We start from the raw sequence: 16,670 nt of genomic DNA, 5'->3' as shown, positions 1-16,670 counted from the left end.
AGCGCCATAAAATTTCACTTCTTTTTCAGCAACTTGCCGAAGGAAACCCGTTCAAGACCAGCGTAGTCTCTGATACTGGTTACCTCAGCAAATCCATGGTGTTGCAGCGCATGACGCACTTTCTGACCTTGCTCAAAGCCATGTTCCAGTACCAGCCAGCCGGAATCAAGCAGATATTTTCCGGCATGAGCAATGATATGCTCCAGATCGGCCATGCCCTGTTGCTCTGCCACCAGTGCCGACAAGGGCTCGAAGCGGACATCGCCCTGTTGTAAAAATGGACTGTCAGACTCTATATAAGGGGGGTTACTGACGATCATGGAAAAAGATTTTCCGGCAAGCCCGGCAAACCAGTCACTTTGCAGAATATGAATATTGGAAATGTGATTACGGTTGGCGTTGGATTGAGCCAGTGCCACCACTTCGGCATCAAAATCTGTTGCAGTCAGCTGCCACTGTGGTCGTTCACTGGCCAGCGCCAGCGCGATTGCCCCGGTTCCGGTGCCCAGATCCAGCACCTCAATGGGTGACGCATCAAATAATGACAGAGCCTGTTCCACTAACACTTCAGTATCAGAACGGGGGATCAGAGTTTTATCACTGACGGCAAGGGACAGGTTCCAGAACCCCCGCTCTTTAGTCAGGTGGGCTACGGGAATACCCTGTTGCCGTTGTTCAATCAGTTGTTGATAGGTCTGCCATTGCTGCTGAGATAACAATCGGTCAGGCCAGGTGTGCAAATACACCAGAGGCTGTTGCAGGCAGTGGCAAAGCAACACCTTGCTGTCTACCAGCGGGTCGGCATCACCCAAATCAGATTGTTGCAATACCAGCCGGGCCCAGCTCAGGGCTGAAGACAGTGCAGGTAATTCAGCTTTCATCCGACAACGAAGCCAGCAAGTCAGCCTGATGCTCCTGACGAATAGGATCGAGAATGGCATCCAGATCTCCCTGCACCACATCATCGAGCCGGTAGAGCGTCAGGTTGATTCGGTGATCCGTTACCCTGCCCTGGGGAAAGTTATATGTGCGTATTCGCTCAGAACGATCACCGCTGCCCACTAACAAACGCCTGGTGCTGGCTTCCTGTGCGGTACGTTTGTCCTGTTCCAGTTGATTCAGTCTGGCCTGCAACACTGACATAGCCTTAGCACGATTCTTATGTTGCGAGCGTTCATCCTGACATTCCACCACCAGCCCGGTGGGGAGGTGGGTTAACCGAATAGCAGAGTCGGTTTTATTCACGTGCTGACCACCGGCTCCGCTGGCGCGATAGGTATCGACCCGCAAATCTGCCGGGTTAATATCAATGGCTTCTGATTCAGGCAGCTCAGGCAATACAGCAACAGTGCAGGCTGAGGTGTGAATGCGCCCCTGAGACTCTGTTTCCGGAACCCGCTGAACTCTGTGGCCACCGGACTCAAATTTAAGGATACCGTAGCAGCCGTCACCAACCATATTGGCGATGACCTCTTTATAGCCCCCATGTTCACCTTCACTGGCGCTGACCAGCTCAACCCGCCAGCCTTTGTGTTCGGCGTAACGGCTGTACATGCGAAACAAATCACCGGCAAAGATAGCCGCCTCATCACCGCCGGCCCCGGCGCGGATTTCAATAAAACAGTTGAGATCGTCTTTAGGATCTTTAGGCAACAACAGAATCTGTAATTCGCTCTCCAGAGCGCTCAGGGTCTCCTTAGCCAGCTTGGCCTCTTCTTCTGCCATCTCACGGATTTCAGCATCGCTTTCCTGCTGCATCTCACGAGCGTTCTCCAGCTCCTGTTGAGCCTGGCGGTACTCCCGGAAACATTTCACCAGCTCTTCTAACTGAGCGTATTCCTTAGATAACCCTCTGAATTTATTCTGATCGTTAATCACATCAGGTTCACTCAGCAGCGCCTGAACCTCATCAAAACGTTCAATCAATGATTCGAGTTTATGCAGTACCGATTCTTTCATAGTTTTCCTAAATACAAATACCCGGCCCCCTCAAAATACGAGCCTGTACTTTAAAGTCACCTGGTTGTGTCCAGACCCAGCGCCTGTCTGAGCAGCTCCAGTGTACTTTGATCTTTGTTAGCCGCCGCGTGTTTAATCGCCTTGGTAGGAGCATGGATCAAACTGTTGGTGAGCTTATTTGCCAGCTCAGCGATCACTGCCTCAGCATCCTTACCTTCCTGTAATTGCTTCAGGGCACGTTGCTGTAATTTCTGTTTATGCGCCTCACTCTGCTCACGATACGAACGCACCAGGTCCACTGAAGCCAGGGTATCATGCCAGATTAAAAATTCTGCAACGCCCTGCTCAATCAGGGCTTCGGCTTTTTCTGCCGCAGATTGGCGGGAGGCACGATTCTCCTGCACAATTTGCTGCAAATCATCCACCGTATACAGGTAGGCATCATCTAACTCTGCCACTTCACTTTCCACATCTCTGGGCACCGCAAGATCCACCAGAAACATGGGCTGATGCCGGCGTTTTTTCAGCGCCCGCTCCACTACCCCCTTCCCAAGAATAGGCAACTGACTGGCGGTTGAACTGATGACCACATCGGCTTCATGCAGATGGTCCGGGATCTGGGCCAGGGTGATCACATCCGCTCCCAATGGCTGCGCCATCTCGCTTGCGCGGCTTAGGGTCCGGTTAGCGACCCTGATACTCTGCACCTTTTGCTCGTGTAAATGTCGTGCTACCAGCTCAATGGTTTCCCCGGCACCAATCAGCAGCACATTGACTTTGTTCAGGGATGAGAAGATATGTTTTGCCAGCTGCACGGCCGCAAAGGCCACTGACACCGCATTAGCGCCGATATCCGTATCGGAGCGCACTTTCTTGGCCACGGAAAAGGTTTGCTGAAACAAACGATCGAATCCACTGCCGACCATGCCGCTATGTCTGGCACTGGTATAGGCCTGTTTTACCTGCCCCAGGATCTGCGGCTCACCCAACACCATGGAATCCAGCCCACTGGCCACACGCATCAGATGCCTGATTGCCTGATCTTGAGTAAAACAATAACTGGCGTTTTCAATGGCACTGTTATCGAGTTGATGGAACGCCGCCAGCCACTGCCCCAGTTGCTGCTCCGACACATTCACATCAGCATAGATTTCGGTACGGTTGCAGGTAGACAAGATCACCGACTCCTGGCTACCCAGTTGTTCTTTCAGGGCAAGCAAGGCTGCAAGCTGGCTGTCAGCAGAAAAGGCCACCTTTTCTCTGACTTCCACCGGAGCCGTGTTGTGATTTATACCGAATGCAATTAGCGCCATGGTGGAGTCGTGTGTTAATGCCTGAGAGTGAGCGGTTACGGCGTGGCATTGTACGCAAAAGCCAAAACTATTGAAAGCATCCCGGGTTCTGTGTTCCCATAAGCCACATTACCCATCCCGCTGTTATCAAATGCAAGCAGTTAACCTTTGCCGCCTGATGGTAATCAGTATCCTGATTATACTGATTAGCGCCTGTGCCACCCGACCCGTGCCGCAATATTCAGTTAATGCTCAGAGCCATCAGAAGCAACTGCAACAAATCAGAAACTGGCAGATAAGAGGCAAACTGGCGTTTCGCTCAGAACAGGATAAATTCAGTGCCAGCCTGAACTGGCGCCAGCAGGATAAAGATTTCCGCGTAAACCTGAGCAGTTTCCTCGGAACCAATATTTTACTGCTGGAAAAACATCAGGGCCAGGTTGAACTGCAATACGACGATAAGCTTTATCAGCATATCAACGCTGCAGCACTGCTGTATGAGCTACTCGGATGGACCATTCCGGTCGAATCCATCAGTCAGTGGGTCAAAGGCCAGACCAGCGCAGAGGCACAGGCCGAGTTCTCCGACAATGGATTGGTCAGCCGCCTGCAAACTGCTGATGGCTGGGTGGTGAACTACAGTGATTACAGACAAACAGGCGAGACGTTGTTACCGCACCAGATCAGTCTGCAGGCCGGTCCTAACAGAATTAAAATACGGGTTGATGCATGGCAACTGAACTGATCAACTGGCCTTCACCGGCCAAACTCAACCTGTTTTTACATATCACCGGTCGCCGCCCTGATGGTTACCACCAGTTGCAAAGTCTGTTTCAGATGTTGGATTACGGCGATAGCCTGCGCTTTGAGATAACCGGACACCCGGACATTGAGCTGATGACACCCATCCCCGGAGTCGCTAACCAGGATAACCTGATTGTGCGGGCCGCGACGCTTTTACAACGGCATTCTGATATCAGCAAAGGTTGCCGCATCTGGCTGGACAAACGCCTGCCCATGGGCGGCGGTATCGGCGGGGGCTCATCTAATGCCGCCACCACCCTGGTGGCGCTGAATTATTTATGGCAGTGCCACTTAAGCACGCAACAACTGGCACAACTGGGCTTGCAACTTGGCGCCGATGTACCGGTATTTGTGCATGGCAATACGGCTTTTGCATCCGGCGTGGGGGAAACCTTAACCCCGGCACCTCAGCCTCAGAAGTTTTTTCTGGTGGTGAATCCCGGCATTGAAATTTCTACTGCCGGAATCTTCGGTCATCCGGATTTACCCCGGGACACAGCCCCTATGGATTGGCGGGATTATCAGTTTGAAAATACCCATAACGACTGCCAAAAACTGGTTTGTGCCACTCACCCGCAAGTTGCAAATCTGTTACACTGGTTGTTAGAATACGCGCCGTCGCGGATGACGGGAACGGGTTCGAGTCTGTTCGCCATTTGTGATAACCAGAACCAGGCAGAAAACCTGCTTTCTCAGCTACCAGAAGGGTGTCATGGCTTTGTCGCACAAGGGGTTAACCAGTCACCTTTGCAGCAAAAGCTGGACAGATTGAGAAATGCCGACCAAACAATTTAGACAGCTCATTGAGGATCCTACCGTGCCGGATATGAAGTTATTTGCTGGTAATGCCGTACCAGAACTCGCCCAGAAAGTCGCCGACCGGCTCTACACCAAGCTCGGGCACGCCAGCGTAGGACGCTTCAGCGATGGTGAAATCAGCGTCGAAATACACGAGAATGTACGTGGCTCTGATGTCTTTATTATCCAGTCAACCTGCGCCCCCACCAATGACAACCTGATGGAACTCATTGTCATGATCGACGCCCTGCGCCGAGCGTCAGCCGGTCGTATCACTGCTGTATTACCCTATTTTGGTTATGCCCGCCAGGACCGCCGGGTCCGTTCAGCCAGGGTGCCTATCACCGCCAAAGTGGTGGCTGATTTCCTGTCTAATGTGGGTGTTGACCGGGTGCTTACCGTCGATTTACATGCCGAACAGATTCAGGGCTTCTTCGATGTGCCGGTGGACAATGCTTTTGGTACGCCGATTCTGCTTGAAGATATGCGTGAAAGGGAATTCGTCAATCCGGTAGTGGTATCCCCCGATATTGGCGGTGTGGTCAGAGCCAGAGCCCTGGCCAAAGTAATGAACGATCTGGATCTGGCGATTATCGATAAACGTCGTCCCAAAGCCAATGTCTCACAGGTGATGCATATTATCGGTGATGTACAGGACAGAGACTGTATTATCGTTGATGACATGATTGATACGGGCGGAACCCTGTGCAAAGCGGCTCAGGCTCTTAAAGATCATGGCGCCCGCCGGGTCTTCGCCTATGCCACCCACGCCATATTCTCAGGCAATGCAGCTAAAAACCTGGAAGAGTCGGTAATGGATGAAATCATCGTCACCGACAGTATCCCGCTGTCGCCACAAATCAAAGCGCTGGGTAAGGTCAAGCAACTGAGTCTGTCGGATATGCTGGCCGAAGCCATTCGCCGGGTCAGTAACGAAGAATCTATCTCGGCCATGTTCGAGTATTAATTTTTAACGACACATAATAGTGAAAATGCCGGACCTGTTCCGGCATTTTTATTTAAAGCATTTCACCACCAAAAACGCTAAAGTCACGAGCCTATAATTACCTCTCGCAGAGGCACTGAGACGCAGGGGAGTGATTAGGGCTGAGTGATGAATGCTGAATTATGAATAAAAAGCTATTCACCAACCACCAGCCCTTAGTGCTAATTCCGTATTTCTCCGCGTCTTTGCGCCTCAGCGAGATCCATTTGCACTAAGATTCGAATCAGCAGGAATTAAGCTCCTATTTTCATCAGGATGACGAACCAGCGATAAAGGCCTGTGATTCAATGACAATGCCAGGACTATTGATATAAGATGGCGCTCACAATGTGTTGCTAAGGATGCGTCATGAAAATCTCGCTGATTGCTGTTATTGCCCTGCCGCTGTTATTTGCCTGTCAGGCAGAGTCCAATACACCTTCACAAACACAAAACGCCAATCAGGCATCAGAAAATATGAATACTCAAGCCTCTGAAAAAGAAACTATCCGTTTTACCGCCGAAGTGGTGTTTAAAAATCTGGAAGGTGGTTTTTTTGCTCTGATTGCCAAAGATGGCAGCAAATATCAGCCCATGGGACTGGCACAGGAATTCCGCCGTCACGGCCTGATCGTTGAGGTAGAAGCAGAAAAAGTCACAGATATGGTCACATATCAGCAGTTCGGCACCCTTGTACGCATCATTAATATCAAGATCCTGGACGAATCTGGCGTGCGCAGCAGTGGTATTACGCACTAACTTTCTTGTATCCCCCCTTTCCCAGTGTTAGAATTCGCCGCCCTTTTCTTGGGGCCTGCCTTATCATCATTATAAGGTCAGAGACTTTTCGGATTTTGGTCGCGAAGTCCGAACACACTTAAATTTTGGAGTATATTATGTCTGAAGCGATTTTTACCCTGGATGCAGAAGTCCGCACAGACCTGGGGAAAGGTGCGAGCCGCCGCCTGCGTCATGCTGACAAAGTACCTGCGATCCTATACGGCGCGGGCAAAGAGCCTGTAGCCCTGACCCTGGATCACAATAAAGTAAACCAGGCTCAGGATTTTGAAGCCTTTTACAGCCACGTTCTGACCCTGAACATCGGCGGCAAAAAAGTGGAAGCTCTGGTTAAAGATATCCAGCGCCATCCTTATAAGCCTAAGCTGACTCACCTTGATTTCCTGCGTGTTGATGCCAAACAGGCGGTAACCACTCATGTTCCTCTGCACTTTATCAACGAAGATAAAGCCAAGGCGATCAAACTTGAAGGTGGTCATGCCGAGCATCACATGGCTGACGTGGAAATACAGTGTCTGCCACATGATCTGCCTGAGTATATCGAAGTGGATCTGCTTAACGTAGAAATGGGTCAGACCCTGCACTTGTCTGATTTGGTTATGCCAAAAGGCGCTACCCTGACAGAGCTGGCCAAAGGTGAAGACCACGATCTGGCAGTGGTAACCATCAAAGCAGCCAAAGTAGCAGCAGCGGAAGACGATGAAGAAACTGCAGCTGACGACGGCGAGGAAGAAGCCAAGACTGAGGAGTAATCCTCTTGGTGAAGCTGATTGTGGGCCTGGGAAATCCGGGCCCTGAATATGAAAATACCAGGCACAATGCCGGTGCCTGGTATGTTAATGCCCTCGCCAGACAGTTCCATGTTTCCCTTAAAGCGGAAGCCAAGTTCTTTGGGTACACCGCCCGTCTGACCATCGCCGGTCAGGATATCAGATTGCTCTATCCTACTACCTTTATGAATCGCAGTGGTCAGTCCGTAGCGGCCATGGCAAACTTTTATCGTATCGCCACGGACGAAATTCTGGTGGCCTATGATGAGCTGGATTTACCACCGGGTGTAGTAAAACTCAAGACTGGCGGCAGTGCCAGTCAAAACGGTATCCGCGATATCGTCAGCAAACTGGGTAATGATAAAGGCTTTCATCGTCTGCGCATTGGCATTGGCCACCCCGGGCATAAAAGTCAGGTGACCGGCCATGTTCTTGGCAAGGCACGGCCTGATGAGCAGGAAAAAATTGAAGCAGCCATCGATGAAGCGGTGCGTTGCACAGAAATATTAATTAAAGACGGAATGACCAGAGCGATGAATCGCCTGCATTCCTTCAAAGCAGATTAACGCAGAGGATACTTTCATGGGTTTTAAATGTGGCATAGTGGGTTTGCCGAACGTGGGTAAATCCACATTGTTCAACGCCCTGACCAAGGCCGGTATTGAGGCAGCTAACTTTCCTTTTTGCACCATTGAACCAAACACCGGCGTGGTGCCTGTGCCCGATACCCGCCTGGACAAACTCGCGGCAATCGTCAACCCCCAGCGCGTTATCCCTACCACCATGGAATTCGTGGATATTGCCGGACTGGTAGCCGGTGCCTCAAAAGGAGAAGGGCTGGGTAATAAATTTCTGGCCAATATCCGCGAAACTGATGCCATAGGCCATGTAGTACGCTGCTTTGAAAATGACAATATTGTGCATGTTGCCGGTGGCGTTAACCCGGCCGATGACATTGAGGTCATCAATACCGAACTGGCTCTGGCGGATCTGGATACCTGCGAAAAGGCCCTGCTGAGAGTTGGTAAACGTGCCAAAGGTGGCGATAAAGACGCAAAGTTTGAGGTTCAGGTGCTGGAGAAAATCAAACCCCATCTGGATCAGGGCAATATGCTGCGCTCAGTGGAGCTGGAAAAAGAGGAACTGGCAGCCATCGCCTATATGAATTTCCTGACCCTCAAGCCCACCATGTATATCGCCAATGTTAACGACGATGGCTTTGAAAACAATCCTCACCTGGATAAGGTCAGGGAGATGGCTGAAGGTGAAAATGCTGTAGTCGTAGCAGTATGCGCTGAAATTGAATCAGAAATTGCCGAGCTCGAAGAAGAAGAGAAGGCTGAATTTATGGCCGATATGGGACTCGACGAGCCGGGTCTGAACCGGGTTATCCGTGCCGGTTACGACCTGCTTAACCTCAACACCTACTTTACCGCCGGAGTCAAAGAGGTGCGCGCCTGGACCTTCCCAATCGGTTCAACGGCACCGCAGGCGGCGGGTAAAATCCATACCGACTTTGAAAAAGGCTTTATTCGCGCCGAAGTGGTGGGTTACGACCACTTTATCGAATATAAAGGCGAGCAAGGTGCCAAGGATGCCGGCAAATGGCGCTTAGAGGGTAAGGAATACATTGTCAAAGACGGCGATGTGATTCATTTCCGTTTTAACGTCTAATGCCCTACTCTGATTAAATCTGGTTACAGAGCCGGTCACTGACCGGCTTTTTATTATCCTGACTTTTACCCTGTTACCTGCAATTAATCTGCGAAAGCCCTGAAAGTTAAAATTTACCCAACTTGCTCAGTTCCTGCTCAGTCAGACAAGGGTTGTCAAAAAAGGGGTTGACCATCATCAGGCAGATCAGCATAATACGCGCCACTCAACGCGAGTATAGTGTGGCTAAGTAGCTCAGTTGGTTAGAGCACAGCACTCATAATGCTGGGGTCGCAGGTTCGAATCCCGCCTTAGCCACCATCAATCTTGCGGAAGTGGTGAAATTGGTAGACACGCTGGATTTAGGTTCCAGTGCTTCACGGCGTGAGAGTTCGAGTCTCTCCTTCCGCACCATGTTGTTGGGGTATAGCCAAGTGGTAAGGCAGCGGGTTTTGATCCCGCCATTCGTTGGTTCGAGTCCAGCTACCCCAGCCATATCCTTTCTTCGCGTATGAGTCCAACAATTGGGGTATAGCCAAGTGGTAAGGCAGCGGGTTTTGATCCCGCCATTCGTTGGTTCGAGTCCAGCTACCCCAGCCATATATTTAAAAAGCCGCTCAAACGAGCGGCTTTTTTGTATCTGACGATAAAAGAAGATAAACCACAGAGACACAGAGAACACAGAGGTCTGAAAGCCTTGCACCGCAGAGCCGCAAAGAACGCTGAGGTATTATGGGATTAACCATTTTACTTCTCTGCGCCCTCCGCGACTCTGCGGTAAATTCTCTTTTCATGATTTTAGTGTGGTTGGTGGTAAAAAGCATTTCAACCACTAAAGGCACCAAAAACACGAAATATTAAATGTCCACAGGCCCCGTCATCCTGATGACAATCAGGATCTTTTAACCCTGCGTCTTAGCGCCTCTGCGTGAAATAATAAGCTGTTCGTCTGTATACAAGGCTGAGGGATTAAGCGATTAGCCCCTTTTACTTCTCTGTGTTCTCCGTGCCTCTGTGGTGAATATGTTCTTTCTTTTTAGTTCACAGCTTAGCTCTGGACAGCGCGCCTTATTCCCGACAGTATTACACCATCATCAACAACAATAAGAATATGTCTGTGATCCACGAACTTGTTACTGCCGTCAATGGTGTGCTCTGGGGCTGGTTATTGATTATCATGCTGGTTGTGGCCGGTTTCTGGTTCAGTTTCCGTCTCGGCGGCGTCCAACTGCGCCAGTTTACCCATATGTTCAGCCTGCTCAAAGGCAGCAGCAAAAGCGATAAAGCCGGTATCAGTTCGTTTCAGGCACTGTGTACCAGCCTCTCTGCACGGGTCGGCACCGGTAATCTGGCCGGGGTGGCCGTGGCCATTTCCCTCGGCGGTGCCGGTGCCATATTCTGGATGTGGGTGATTGCCATTCTCGGTATGGCCACCGGCTTTGCCGAAAGTTTGCTCGGGCAACTCTATAAAGTCAGAGACAGTAAGGGCGAATACCGTGGCGGCCCCGCTTACTATATTCAGCAGGGCTTAAATAAGCGCTGGCTGGCGATTACCTTTTCCCTTTGTTTATTTTTAGGCTACGGCTTTATTTTCAGCGCCGTGCAGGCTAACTCTATTACCGATGCGTTAAATCATGCCTATGGTATCGATACCTTTAACGCTGGTATCGTCATTATTCTGCTTGCCGGGGTGATTGTTATCGGCGGATTGCGCGGTATTGCCCGTTTCGCCGAATGGATGATCCCCTTTATGGGCATCAGCTATGTGCTGGTTGCTGTTGGCATCACCCTGTATAACATTGAAATGGTACCCGGGATACTGGCAAATATTTTCAGTTCTGCTTTTGGTCTGCAGGAAGCCGGTTATGGTGCGCTGGGAGCGGCTATTAAGCATGGCATTCAGCGCGGTTTATATTCCAACGAAGCCGGTTCCGGCAGTGTGCCCCATGCAGCGGCCAGTGCCACGCCCAATCCTAACCACCCCGCCAGCCAGGGTTATGTGCAGATGCTGGGGGTATTTCTAGACACCCTGGTGCTGTGTACCTGCACCGCGGTAATAATTCTGCTTGCCGGAGGGGAGCAAGGTGAGCAGATGGAGGGCATTCGTATGACTCAGGATGCCATGTCCTTTCACTTAGGCAATGGCGGCAATGATTTCGTTGCCGCTGCCATCAGTTTATTTGCTTTTACCTCAGTGGTGGCCAATTACGCCTATGGTGAGAGTAACCTGCATATGTTTAAGCTGGATAACCGCACGGGGCGCAGTGTTTATACGGTAGGCTATCTGTTGATGATCCTCTGGGGCTCTATGGCCTCTCTGCCTCATGTCTGGGCACTGGCGGATATGGCGCTGGGGCTGATGACAGTAATCAATATTATCGCCATTGTCTGGCTAACCCCCACCATCGTCGCCGTTAGCCAGGATTACCTGAATCAGCGCAAACGAGGCAAGGAGCCCCAGTACCAGCATGGCAACTGTGAGATCCAGGGTGCCACTGAAGATAATATCTGGGATGGTGGCAATGCCAATAAACCTGAACAAGCCCGACTAAAAAATTGAATTTTTATTTGCAGGACAGCGGATGTATAAATTATTTGGAGAGCCAGGCTGGGGATCAGCCCTCATTGAAGCACAACTACAGTGGTATCAGTTGCCCTTTGAATTTGAGTCTGTTGGCGATTTATTTCGTTCTCACGGTGCCCGTGAGCGTTTAACCCGGGTTAACCCGCTGGCACAAATCCCGACGCTGGTGATGCCTGATGGTCAGGTGATAACGGAAAGTGCAGCAATCACTCTGTATCTTGCCGATATCACTAAAAGTGACGAGTTAGTTCCCGCAGCCGACAGCCCCGAACGCTGTGCCTTTTTGCGCTGGTTAGTCTTTCTGATCGCCAACATCTATCCCACCTTCACCTACAAGGATGATCCGTCGAGGTTTGTCACTGATAAATCCGCTCAGGAAGATTTCAGCAAAAACGTCGGGCAATATCGTTCGCGATTGTGGAAGATAGTTGAGGAAGCTGTTCAGACCGAACAATTCCCGACAAACAGGTCCTTTTCGGCACTGGATATCTACCTTTGCGTTATGACCCGCTGGCAGCCGGGGCGGGACTGGTTCGCGCAACATTGTCCAGCAGTCTATAACATTGCCCGGCGTGTGGACGGGCATCCAAAGCTGATGGCCTGCTGGCAACATAACTTCCCTGAATAACAGCAACCTTTAACAGTACCGGGTACAAGTTCTATGTATATCCCAGACAACATGCAGATGGCTGAACCCTCAGCCATCGCCGATTTTATTGCCGGGCACGGATTCGGGATTGTGATTTCAGACAATCTCAACGCCAGTCACCTGCCGTTAGTATTCACCTCTGACGAGGGTGACAAGGGTTGTCTTTACGGTCATATGGCCAAAGCCAATCCGCATCATAAGGAGCTTCAGGGGCAACGGGTACTGGTGATCTTCAATGGCCCCCACGCTTATATCTCACCTTCCTGGTATGCTAGAGCGCCTGCCGTGCCTACCTGGAACTATGCCGCCGTGCATTGCTACGGAAAGATTGAGCTTATCAGTGATGATGAAAATCACAGCGCGATGGAAGAGCTGGTCAGAAAATACGAACCATCGCTGTTGGATACCCCTGAGATTATGCCTGCTGACTATCAGCAGCGCCTGCGCCAGGCAGTGGTAGGCTTTAAAGTCGTTGTTGATGAGATCCAGGCTAAGGAAAAACTTGGCCAGCACCGCAAACAGGAGGATCAGCAAGGGGTCTATGCAGCACTGCAAAACAGTCCATCCGCCGATGCCAGGTTACTGGCGGCCTATATGAGAGAGCGAGGTTCAGGTACAGGACAGTAACCCGTTCTCATCACGCTTTGCATGATTTTTGCGTTCAGTTGTTCAGCCTTGCCTGCCCCAGCGTATTAGCATCGGTGCCAAACCACAGACTGTGGCTGTCAGGATCGTACACCATATGCCGCACCGTCCCGCCGCCACTCGGTATCTCCACAGGGTCGGTGAAGATTTCAGTGGTGGGATTAAATCCAACCAGACGATTCGGTTGCACACCTGTTTCCACCAGCCATAACCAGCCTTTTTTATCGGTCGCCATGGCATAAGGGCGCGATAGTGCCGCAGCCGGGGCCAGCCACTCCTTTACCTCACCATTGTCCGGATTTAACCGGCCGAGATACCCTTCAGCGTAGTCCACATACCAGACAAAGCCATCACTGGTAACCGCTACCCGTCGTGGCAGGGTGTTTTTACGAGGCAACGGAAACACCTTCAATTTGCCGTCTTTTACCGTTGCCACCTCATTACTGGCAAAGTAAACAATCCAGGGCTGATCCTGATATACCACCAGCCCATAAGGCCGTGCATCTTCAGTTTCTACAGGGTACAGGGTAAATTCCCCAGATTCGGTATCCAGAAATCCGACTTTGTTACCTTGTTGAACAGTAAACCAGATATCCCCCTGTGAGGTAAAGGCCATAGTATGGACATCGCGGCGCCCCTCACCCGGCAATTCGAAGCGCCGGATATCGCCGTTTTGTGGGTTAATCAGACCAATATGGCCGTCTCGGTTACCGGCATACCAGGCGCCACGTTTATCGACGATAACATTATGGGGCCCTGCCCCCTCAGGCAGATCATAACGTTTGAATTCAGCGTCGGAAGGAACAAAGGTGGCGGCATAATCCGCTTTCTGGCCCACAAACCAGATCAGGTCAGGGCCTGCAACATAGGGATCGCGGGGGCGAGTGTCAGGCCATGGAACTGTCCACTCCTGAATGTCCGCCACAGGATTTGCCATTGCCATCAGTGGCAAACTCAGCAGCGAAGTCAGCAAGACTCTTATCGTTGTCATGTTCTCTCCCATTTTGCTTTTAAAAACAATAAAGTATAGAAGAAAACATGCCGGGGATGTGCAGTATAACCCGAGAAAACGGCCAGCCATCGGAGCTGGCCGTACACAGCGACTACTTTGCTGCCATCAGCGTCGCATAACTGTTCATCAGATTGCGATAGTCAGGGATATGGTTTGAGAACAACTGCCCCAGCCCTTCCACATCATTTCGCCAGTCGCGGTGCAGTTCACAGGCCACACCGAACCAGGTGATCAGTTGTGCACCGGCCGAAGACATACGATCCCAGGCTGAATCCCTGGTCAGTTCGTTAAAGGTACCGGACGCATCGGTTACCACAAACACGTCAAAGCCTTCAGCCAGCGCCGATAGCGTCGGAAAGGCAACACAGACTTCGGTCACTACTCCGGCGATAATCAGTTGCTTTTTACCTGTCGCTTTAACCGCATTGACAAAGTCATCATTGTCCCAGGCATTGATCTGTCCAGGGCGGGCAATAAACGGGGCATCAGCGAAGGTCTCTTTTAGCTCCGGCACTAATGGACCATTAGGGCCGTCTTCAAAACTGGTAGTCAGGATCGTCGGCAGTTCAAAGTACTTCGCCAAATCCGCCAGTGCCAGTACATTATTCTTAAAACGATCAGGATCGATATCCCGCACCAGCGATAATAAGCCGGTCTGGTGATCAACCAATAGTACGGCGGCATCATCTTTGTTTAAACGTTTGTAGGAATTGCTCATATTTAGCTCCTTTTGCTAATTGAAAGGGCGATAATCGCCCCGTGGATCGGTGCCGCCAATGTCGGAGCGGCATCAATGTTTTAAGAGAAATCACCACGCTGAAAATCCCGGAAGGCCTGTTCGATTTCATCATAACTGTTCATCACGAAAGGGCCCTGGCCTACCACAGGTTCATCGATGGGTTCACCGCTGAGCAGCAACAATCTGGTATCGGCCATCGCCTCAACAGAGATCTCCTGCCCTTCGGCTGTGAGTACCACAAGCTCTGAACCACTGGCTTTCGTTTCACCATTGACCCGTACCTCACCTTGCAGAACTGCCAACCCAGCGCCCCAGCCATCAGGAAGCAAAAACTGACTTTGGCTGTCAGCCTTTAATTGCACATCCCACAGGTTAAGGGGCGTAAAAGTGCTGGCAGGCCCGGCGATACCTTTATATTCACCGGCGATCACCCTGACACTGCCGGCCCCTTTATTCAGTTGCACTGAAGGGATCCGTTCATCACGAATGCCCTGATAGGCTGGGGTGGTCATCTTATCTTTGGCAGGCAAGTTAACCCATAACTGCACCATTTCCAGGGTGCCACCTTTGGCCGTAAAACCCGGGCTGTGAAACTCTTCATGCACAATACCTCTGCCTGCCGTCATCCACTGAACGTCGCCGGGGCCAACCACCCCGCCTTCACCGGTGCTGTCGCGGTGAGCCACTTCACCCTGATAAACAATTGTCACCGTTTCAAAACCACGGTGCGGATGTTGCCCCACACCTCTTGGCATCCTTGTCGGGGCAAACTCCGCGGGCCCGGCGTGATCCAGTAATAAGAAAGGGCTCAGCACCTGCGGATGGCTGCGATATGAGAACATTGAGCGCACCGGAAAGCCGTTTCCTACCCAGTGGCGCCCTGCTTTACCACGCACTTCAAGAACTTTTTTCATCATTGCTGCTCCGATAAATACCTTATGACTTAAGCTTATATTTGTATTTAAAAATGCAGTAGACTAATAATTCGCGATGCAGCGTTGCAATATTGCAACGACAAGAGGGAAAACGATGCAGGACTTAAACGACCTCTACTATTTCGTACAGGCGGTAAAATATGGTGGTTTCGCCCCTGCTGGGCGGGCGCTGGGTGTGGCTAAGTCGCGGCTAAGTCGGCGCATAGCGGCGCTGGAGGAACGTCTTGGAGTACGGTTAATTCAGCGCTCAACCCGACACTTTTTGATTACCGAAGTGGGACAGCGCTACTATGAGCATTGTCAGGCGATGCTGGTAGAGGCAGAAGCCGCGCAGGAGACCATCGACAGTATCAAAGCTGAGCCTAAAGGGTGCATTAAAGTAACCTGCCCGGTGGGCCTGCTGCATTTTCATGTGGGTCAGATGCTGGCAGATTTTATGGCCTGCTATCCACAGGTGTCAGTCTACCTTGAAGCCACCAACAGGCGGGTTGATGTCATGGCAGAAGGCGTGGATATCGCATTGCGTGTTCGCCCCTTACCGCTTCAGGACAGTGATCTGGCATTGCGGATTCTGTCTGATCGGGGTCAGTGTCTGGTCGCCAGTCCGGCGCTAATCGAACTACAGAACGGATTGCCACAACACCCGGATGATCTAATCCGCTGGCCCAGTATGAGCCGTGCCACGCCGCAGGAACAGCACCAGTGGGTACTGCAGCATAGAGATGGACGAAAGCAGCATATTGATTTTACGCCCCGCTACACCACCACGGATATGATGGCATTAAGAAGCGCAGCCATTGCCGGGGTAGGCATCGTTCAGTTGCCTTTACTGATGCTGGGAGAACAGCTTGAAGCCGGTACACTGATAAAAATATTGCCGGACTGGGAGCCACGCCGGGAAATGATCCATATGGTGTTTCCCTCCCGCCGGGGTATGTTACCTGCAGTAAGGGCTCTGATCGATTTTCTGGTAGAGCGCTATACGCAGATTATGGAAGACTGAATAAGCAGACCGATTTCAACTTACCTCCTCAGCGTCCTCCGCGC

17 protein-coding genes and 4 tRNA genes are annotated in these 16,670 nt (G+C 51.2%); 15 read left to right on the top strand and 6 right to left on the bottom strand.

Going from position 1 to position 16,670, the window contains the following annotated elements:
* Positions 1–14: 14 nt before the first annotated feature.
* From prmC to hemA, 3 genes are read right to left on the bottom strand one after another with little or no spacing between them, the layout of a single operon-like run.
* Entirely contained in the window at positions 15–881 is an 867-nt protein-coding gene (gene prmC / locus AT746_RS07545) for a peptide chain release factor N(5)-glutamine methyltransferase (RefSeq protein ID WP_062478592.1), read from the bottom strand.
* Positions 871–1,959 (bottom strand): peptide chain release factor 1, encoded by a 1,089-nt coding sequence (prfA, locus tag AT746_RS07540; RefSeq protein ID WP_062478588.1) that lies wholly within the window; start codon positions 1,957–1,959, stop codon positions 871–873. Before prfA ends, prmC begins: the two co-directional genes overlap by 11 nt.
* Before the next feature lie 56 nt (positions 1,960–2,015).
* Positions 2,016–3,272, bottom strand: a complete 1,257-nt coding sequence (gene hemA / locus AT746_RS07535; RefSeq protein ID WP_062478585.1) for a glutamyl-tRNA reductase — start codon at positions 3,270–3,272, stop codon at positions 2,016–2,018.
* 130 nt (positions 3,273–3,402) lie between these two features.
* Between hemA and lolB the strand changes: the two genes are divergently transcribed.
* The 14 genes from lolB to AT746_RS07465 all read left to right on the top strand — a co-directional run bounded on the left by lolB (position 3,403) and on the right by AT746_RS07465 (position 12,919).
* Positions 3,403–3,996, top strand: coding sequence for a lipoprotein insertase outer membrane protein LolB (gene lolB / locus AT746_RS07530; protein ID WP_062478582.1), 594 nt, complete (start codon positions 3,403–3,405; stop codon positions 3,994–3,996).
* On the top strand, positions 3,981–4,850 hold the full coding sequence (gene ispE, locus AT746_RS07525) for a 4-(cytidine 5'-diphospho)-2-C-methyl-D-erythritol kinase (protein ID WP_062478579.1): 870 nt from the start codon (positions 3,981–3,983) through the stop codon (positions 4,848–4,850). Before lolB ends, ispE begins: the two co-directional genes overlap by 16 nt.
* Before the next feature lie 22 nt (positions 4,851–4,872).
* Positions 4,873–5,820 carry a ribose-phosphate pyrophosphokinase gene (locus tag AT746_RS07520; protein ID WP_062484068.1) on the top strand — a complete coding sequence of 316 codons (948 nt, stop codon included), beginning with the start codon at positions 4,873–4,875 and terminating at the stop codon, positions 5,818–5,820.
* A gap of 387 nt (positions 5,821–6,207) precedes the next feature.
* Positions 6,208–6,597 carry a hypothetical protein gene (locus tag AT746_RS07515; RefSeq protein WP_062478576.1) on the top strand — a complete coding sequence of 130 codons (390 nt, stop codon included), beginning with the start codon at positions 6,208–6,210 and terminating at the stop codon, positions 6,595–6,597.
* A 137-nt stretch (positions 6,598–6,734) separates the two neighbouring features.
* Positions 6,735–7,388, top strand: a complete 654-nt coding sequence (locus tag AT746_RS07510; protein ID WP_062478573.1) for a 50S ribosomal protein L25/general stress protein Ctc — start codon at positions 6,735–6,737, stop codon at positions 7,386–7,388.
* Positions 7,388–7,972 carry an aminoacyl-tRNA hydrolase gene (gene pth / locus AT746_RS07505; RefSeq protein ID WP_062478570.1) on the top strand — a complete coding sequence of 195 codons (585 nt, stop codon included), beginning with the start codon at positions 7,388–7,390 and terminating at the stop codon, positions 7,970–7,972. Before AT746_RS07510 ends, pth begins: the two co-directional genes overlap by 1 nt.
* A gap of 16 nt (positions 7,973–7,988) precedes the next feature.
* Positions 7,989–9,080, top strand: coding sequence for a redox-regulated ATPase YchF (gene ychF / locus AT746_RS07500; RefSeq protein ID WP_062478567.1), 1,092 nt, complete (start codon positions 7,989–7,991; stop codon positions 9,078–9,080).
* A 223-nt stretch (positions 9,081–9,303) separates the two neighbouring features.
* Positions 9,304–9,380: transfer RNA gene (locus AT746_RS07495), tRNA-Met, on the top strand.
* Positions 9,381–9,388: 8 nt separating this feature from the next.
* Positions 9,389–9,473 (top strand) — tRNA-Leu (locus tag AT746_RS07490).
* Between the two features lie 6 nt (positions 9,474–9,479).
* Positions 9,480–9,554: transfer RNA gene (locus tag AT746_RS07485), tRNA-Gln, on the top strand.
* Positions 9,555–9,584: 30 nt separating this feature from the next.
* Positions 9,585–9,659: transfer RNA gene (locus tag AT746_RS07480), tRNA-Gln, on the top strand.
* A 517-nt stretch (positions 9,660–10,176) separates the two neighbouring features.
* Entirely contained in the window at positions 10,177–11,619 is a 1,443-nt protein-coding gene (locus tag AT746_RS07475) for an alanine/glycine:cation symporter family protein (protein ID WP_062484066.1), read from the top strand.
* A gap of 22 nt (positions 11,620–11,641) precedes the next feature.
* Positions 11,642–12,271 carry a glutathione S-transferase N-terminal domain-containing protein gene (locus AT746_RS07470; RefSeq protein ID WP_062478563.1) on the top strand — a complete coding sequence of 210 codons (630 nt, stop codon included), beginning with the start codon at positions 11,642–11,644 and terminating at the stop codon, positions 12,269–12,271.
* 33 nt (positions 12,272–12,304) lie between these two features.
* The gene (locus AT746_RS07465; protein ID WP_062478559.1) at positions 12,305–12,919 is read left to right on the top strand and encodes an FMN-binding negative transcriptional regulator; all 615 of its coding nucleotides are present in this window, start codon (positions 12,305–12,307) and stop codon (positions 12,917–12,919) included.
* 34 nt (positions 12,920–12,953) lie between these two features.
* Here the strand turns inward: AT746_RS07465 and AT746_RS07460 are convergent, their stop codons facing one another.
* From AT746_RS07460 to AT746_RS07450, 3 genes are all read right to left on the bottom strand, one after another.
* Positions 12,954–13,928, bottom strand: coding sequence for a hypothetical protein (locus AT746_RS07460; protein ID WP_062478556.1), 975 nt, complete (start codon positions 13,926–13,928; stop codon positions 12,954–12,956).
* Between the two features lie 112 nt (positions 13,929–14,040).
* Positions 14,041–14,667, bottom strand: a complete 627-nt coding sequence (gene ycaC, locus AT746_RS07455) for an isochorismate family cysteine hydrolase YcaC (protein ID WP_062478553.1) — start codon at positions 14,665–14,667, stop codon at positions 14,041–14,043.
* A gap of 80 nt (positions 14,668–14,747) precedes the next feature.
* Positions 14,748–15,605 (bottom strand): pirin family protein, encoded by an 858-nt coding sequence (locus AT746_RS07450; protein WP_231731041.1) that lies wholly within the window; start codon positions 15,603–15,605, stop codon positions 14,748–14,750.
* 112 nt (positions 15,606–15,717) lie between these two features.
* On the opposite strand from AT746_RS07450, the gene AT746_RS07445 reads away from it, so the two are divergent.
* Positions 15,718–16,626 carry a LysR family transcriptional regulator gene (locus AT746_RS07445; protein ID WP_062478546.1) on the top strand — a complete coding sequence of 303 codons (909 nt, stop codon included), beginning with the start codon at positions 15,718–15,720 and terminating at the stop codon, positions 16,624–16,626.
* Positions 16,627–16,670 lie beyond the last annotated feature (44 nt).

This window comes from Lacimicrobium alkaliphilum, from assembly GCF_001466725.1.
GTDB classification, from domain to species: Bacteria; Pseudomonadota; Gammaproteobacteria; order Enterobacterales; family Alteromonadaceae; genus Lacimicrobium; species Lacimicrobium alkaliphilum_B.
The sequence above is the reverse complement of the archived record's forward strand: the minus strand, read 5'-3'. Positions and strand labels throughout refer to the sequence as shown.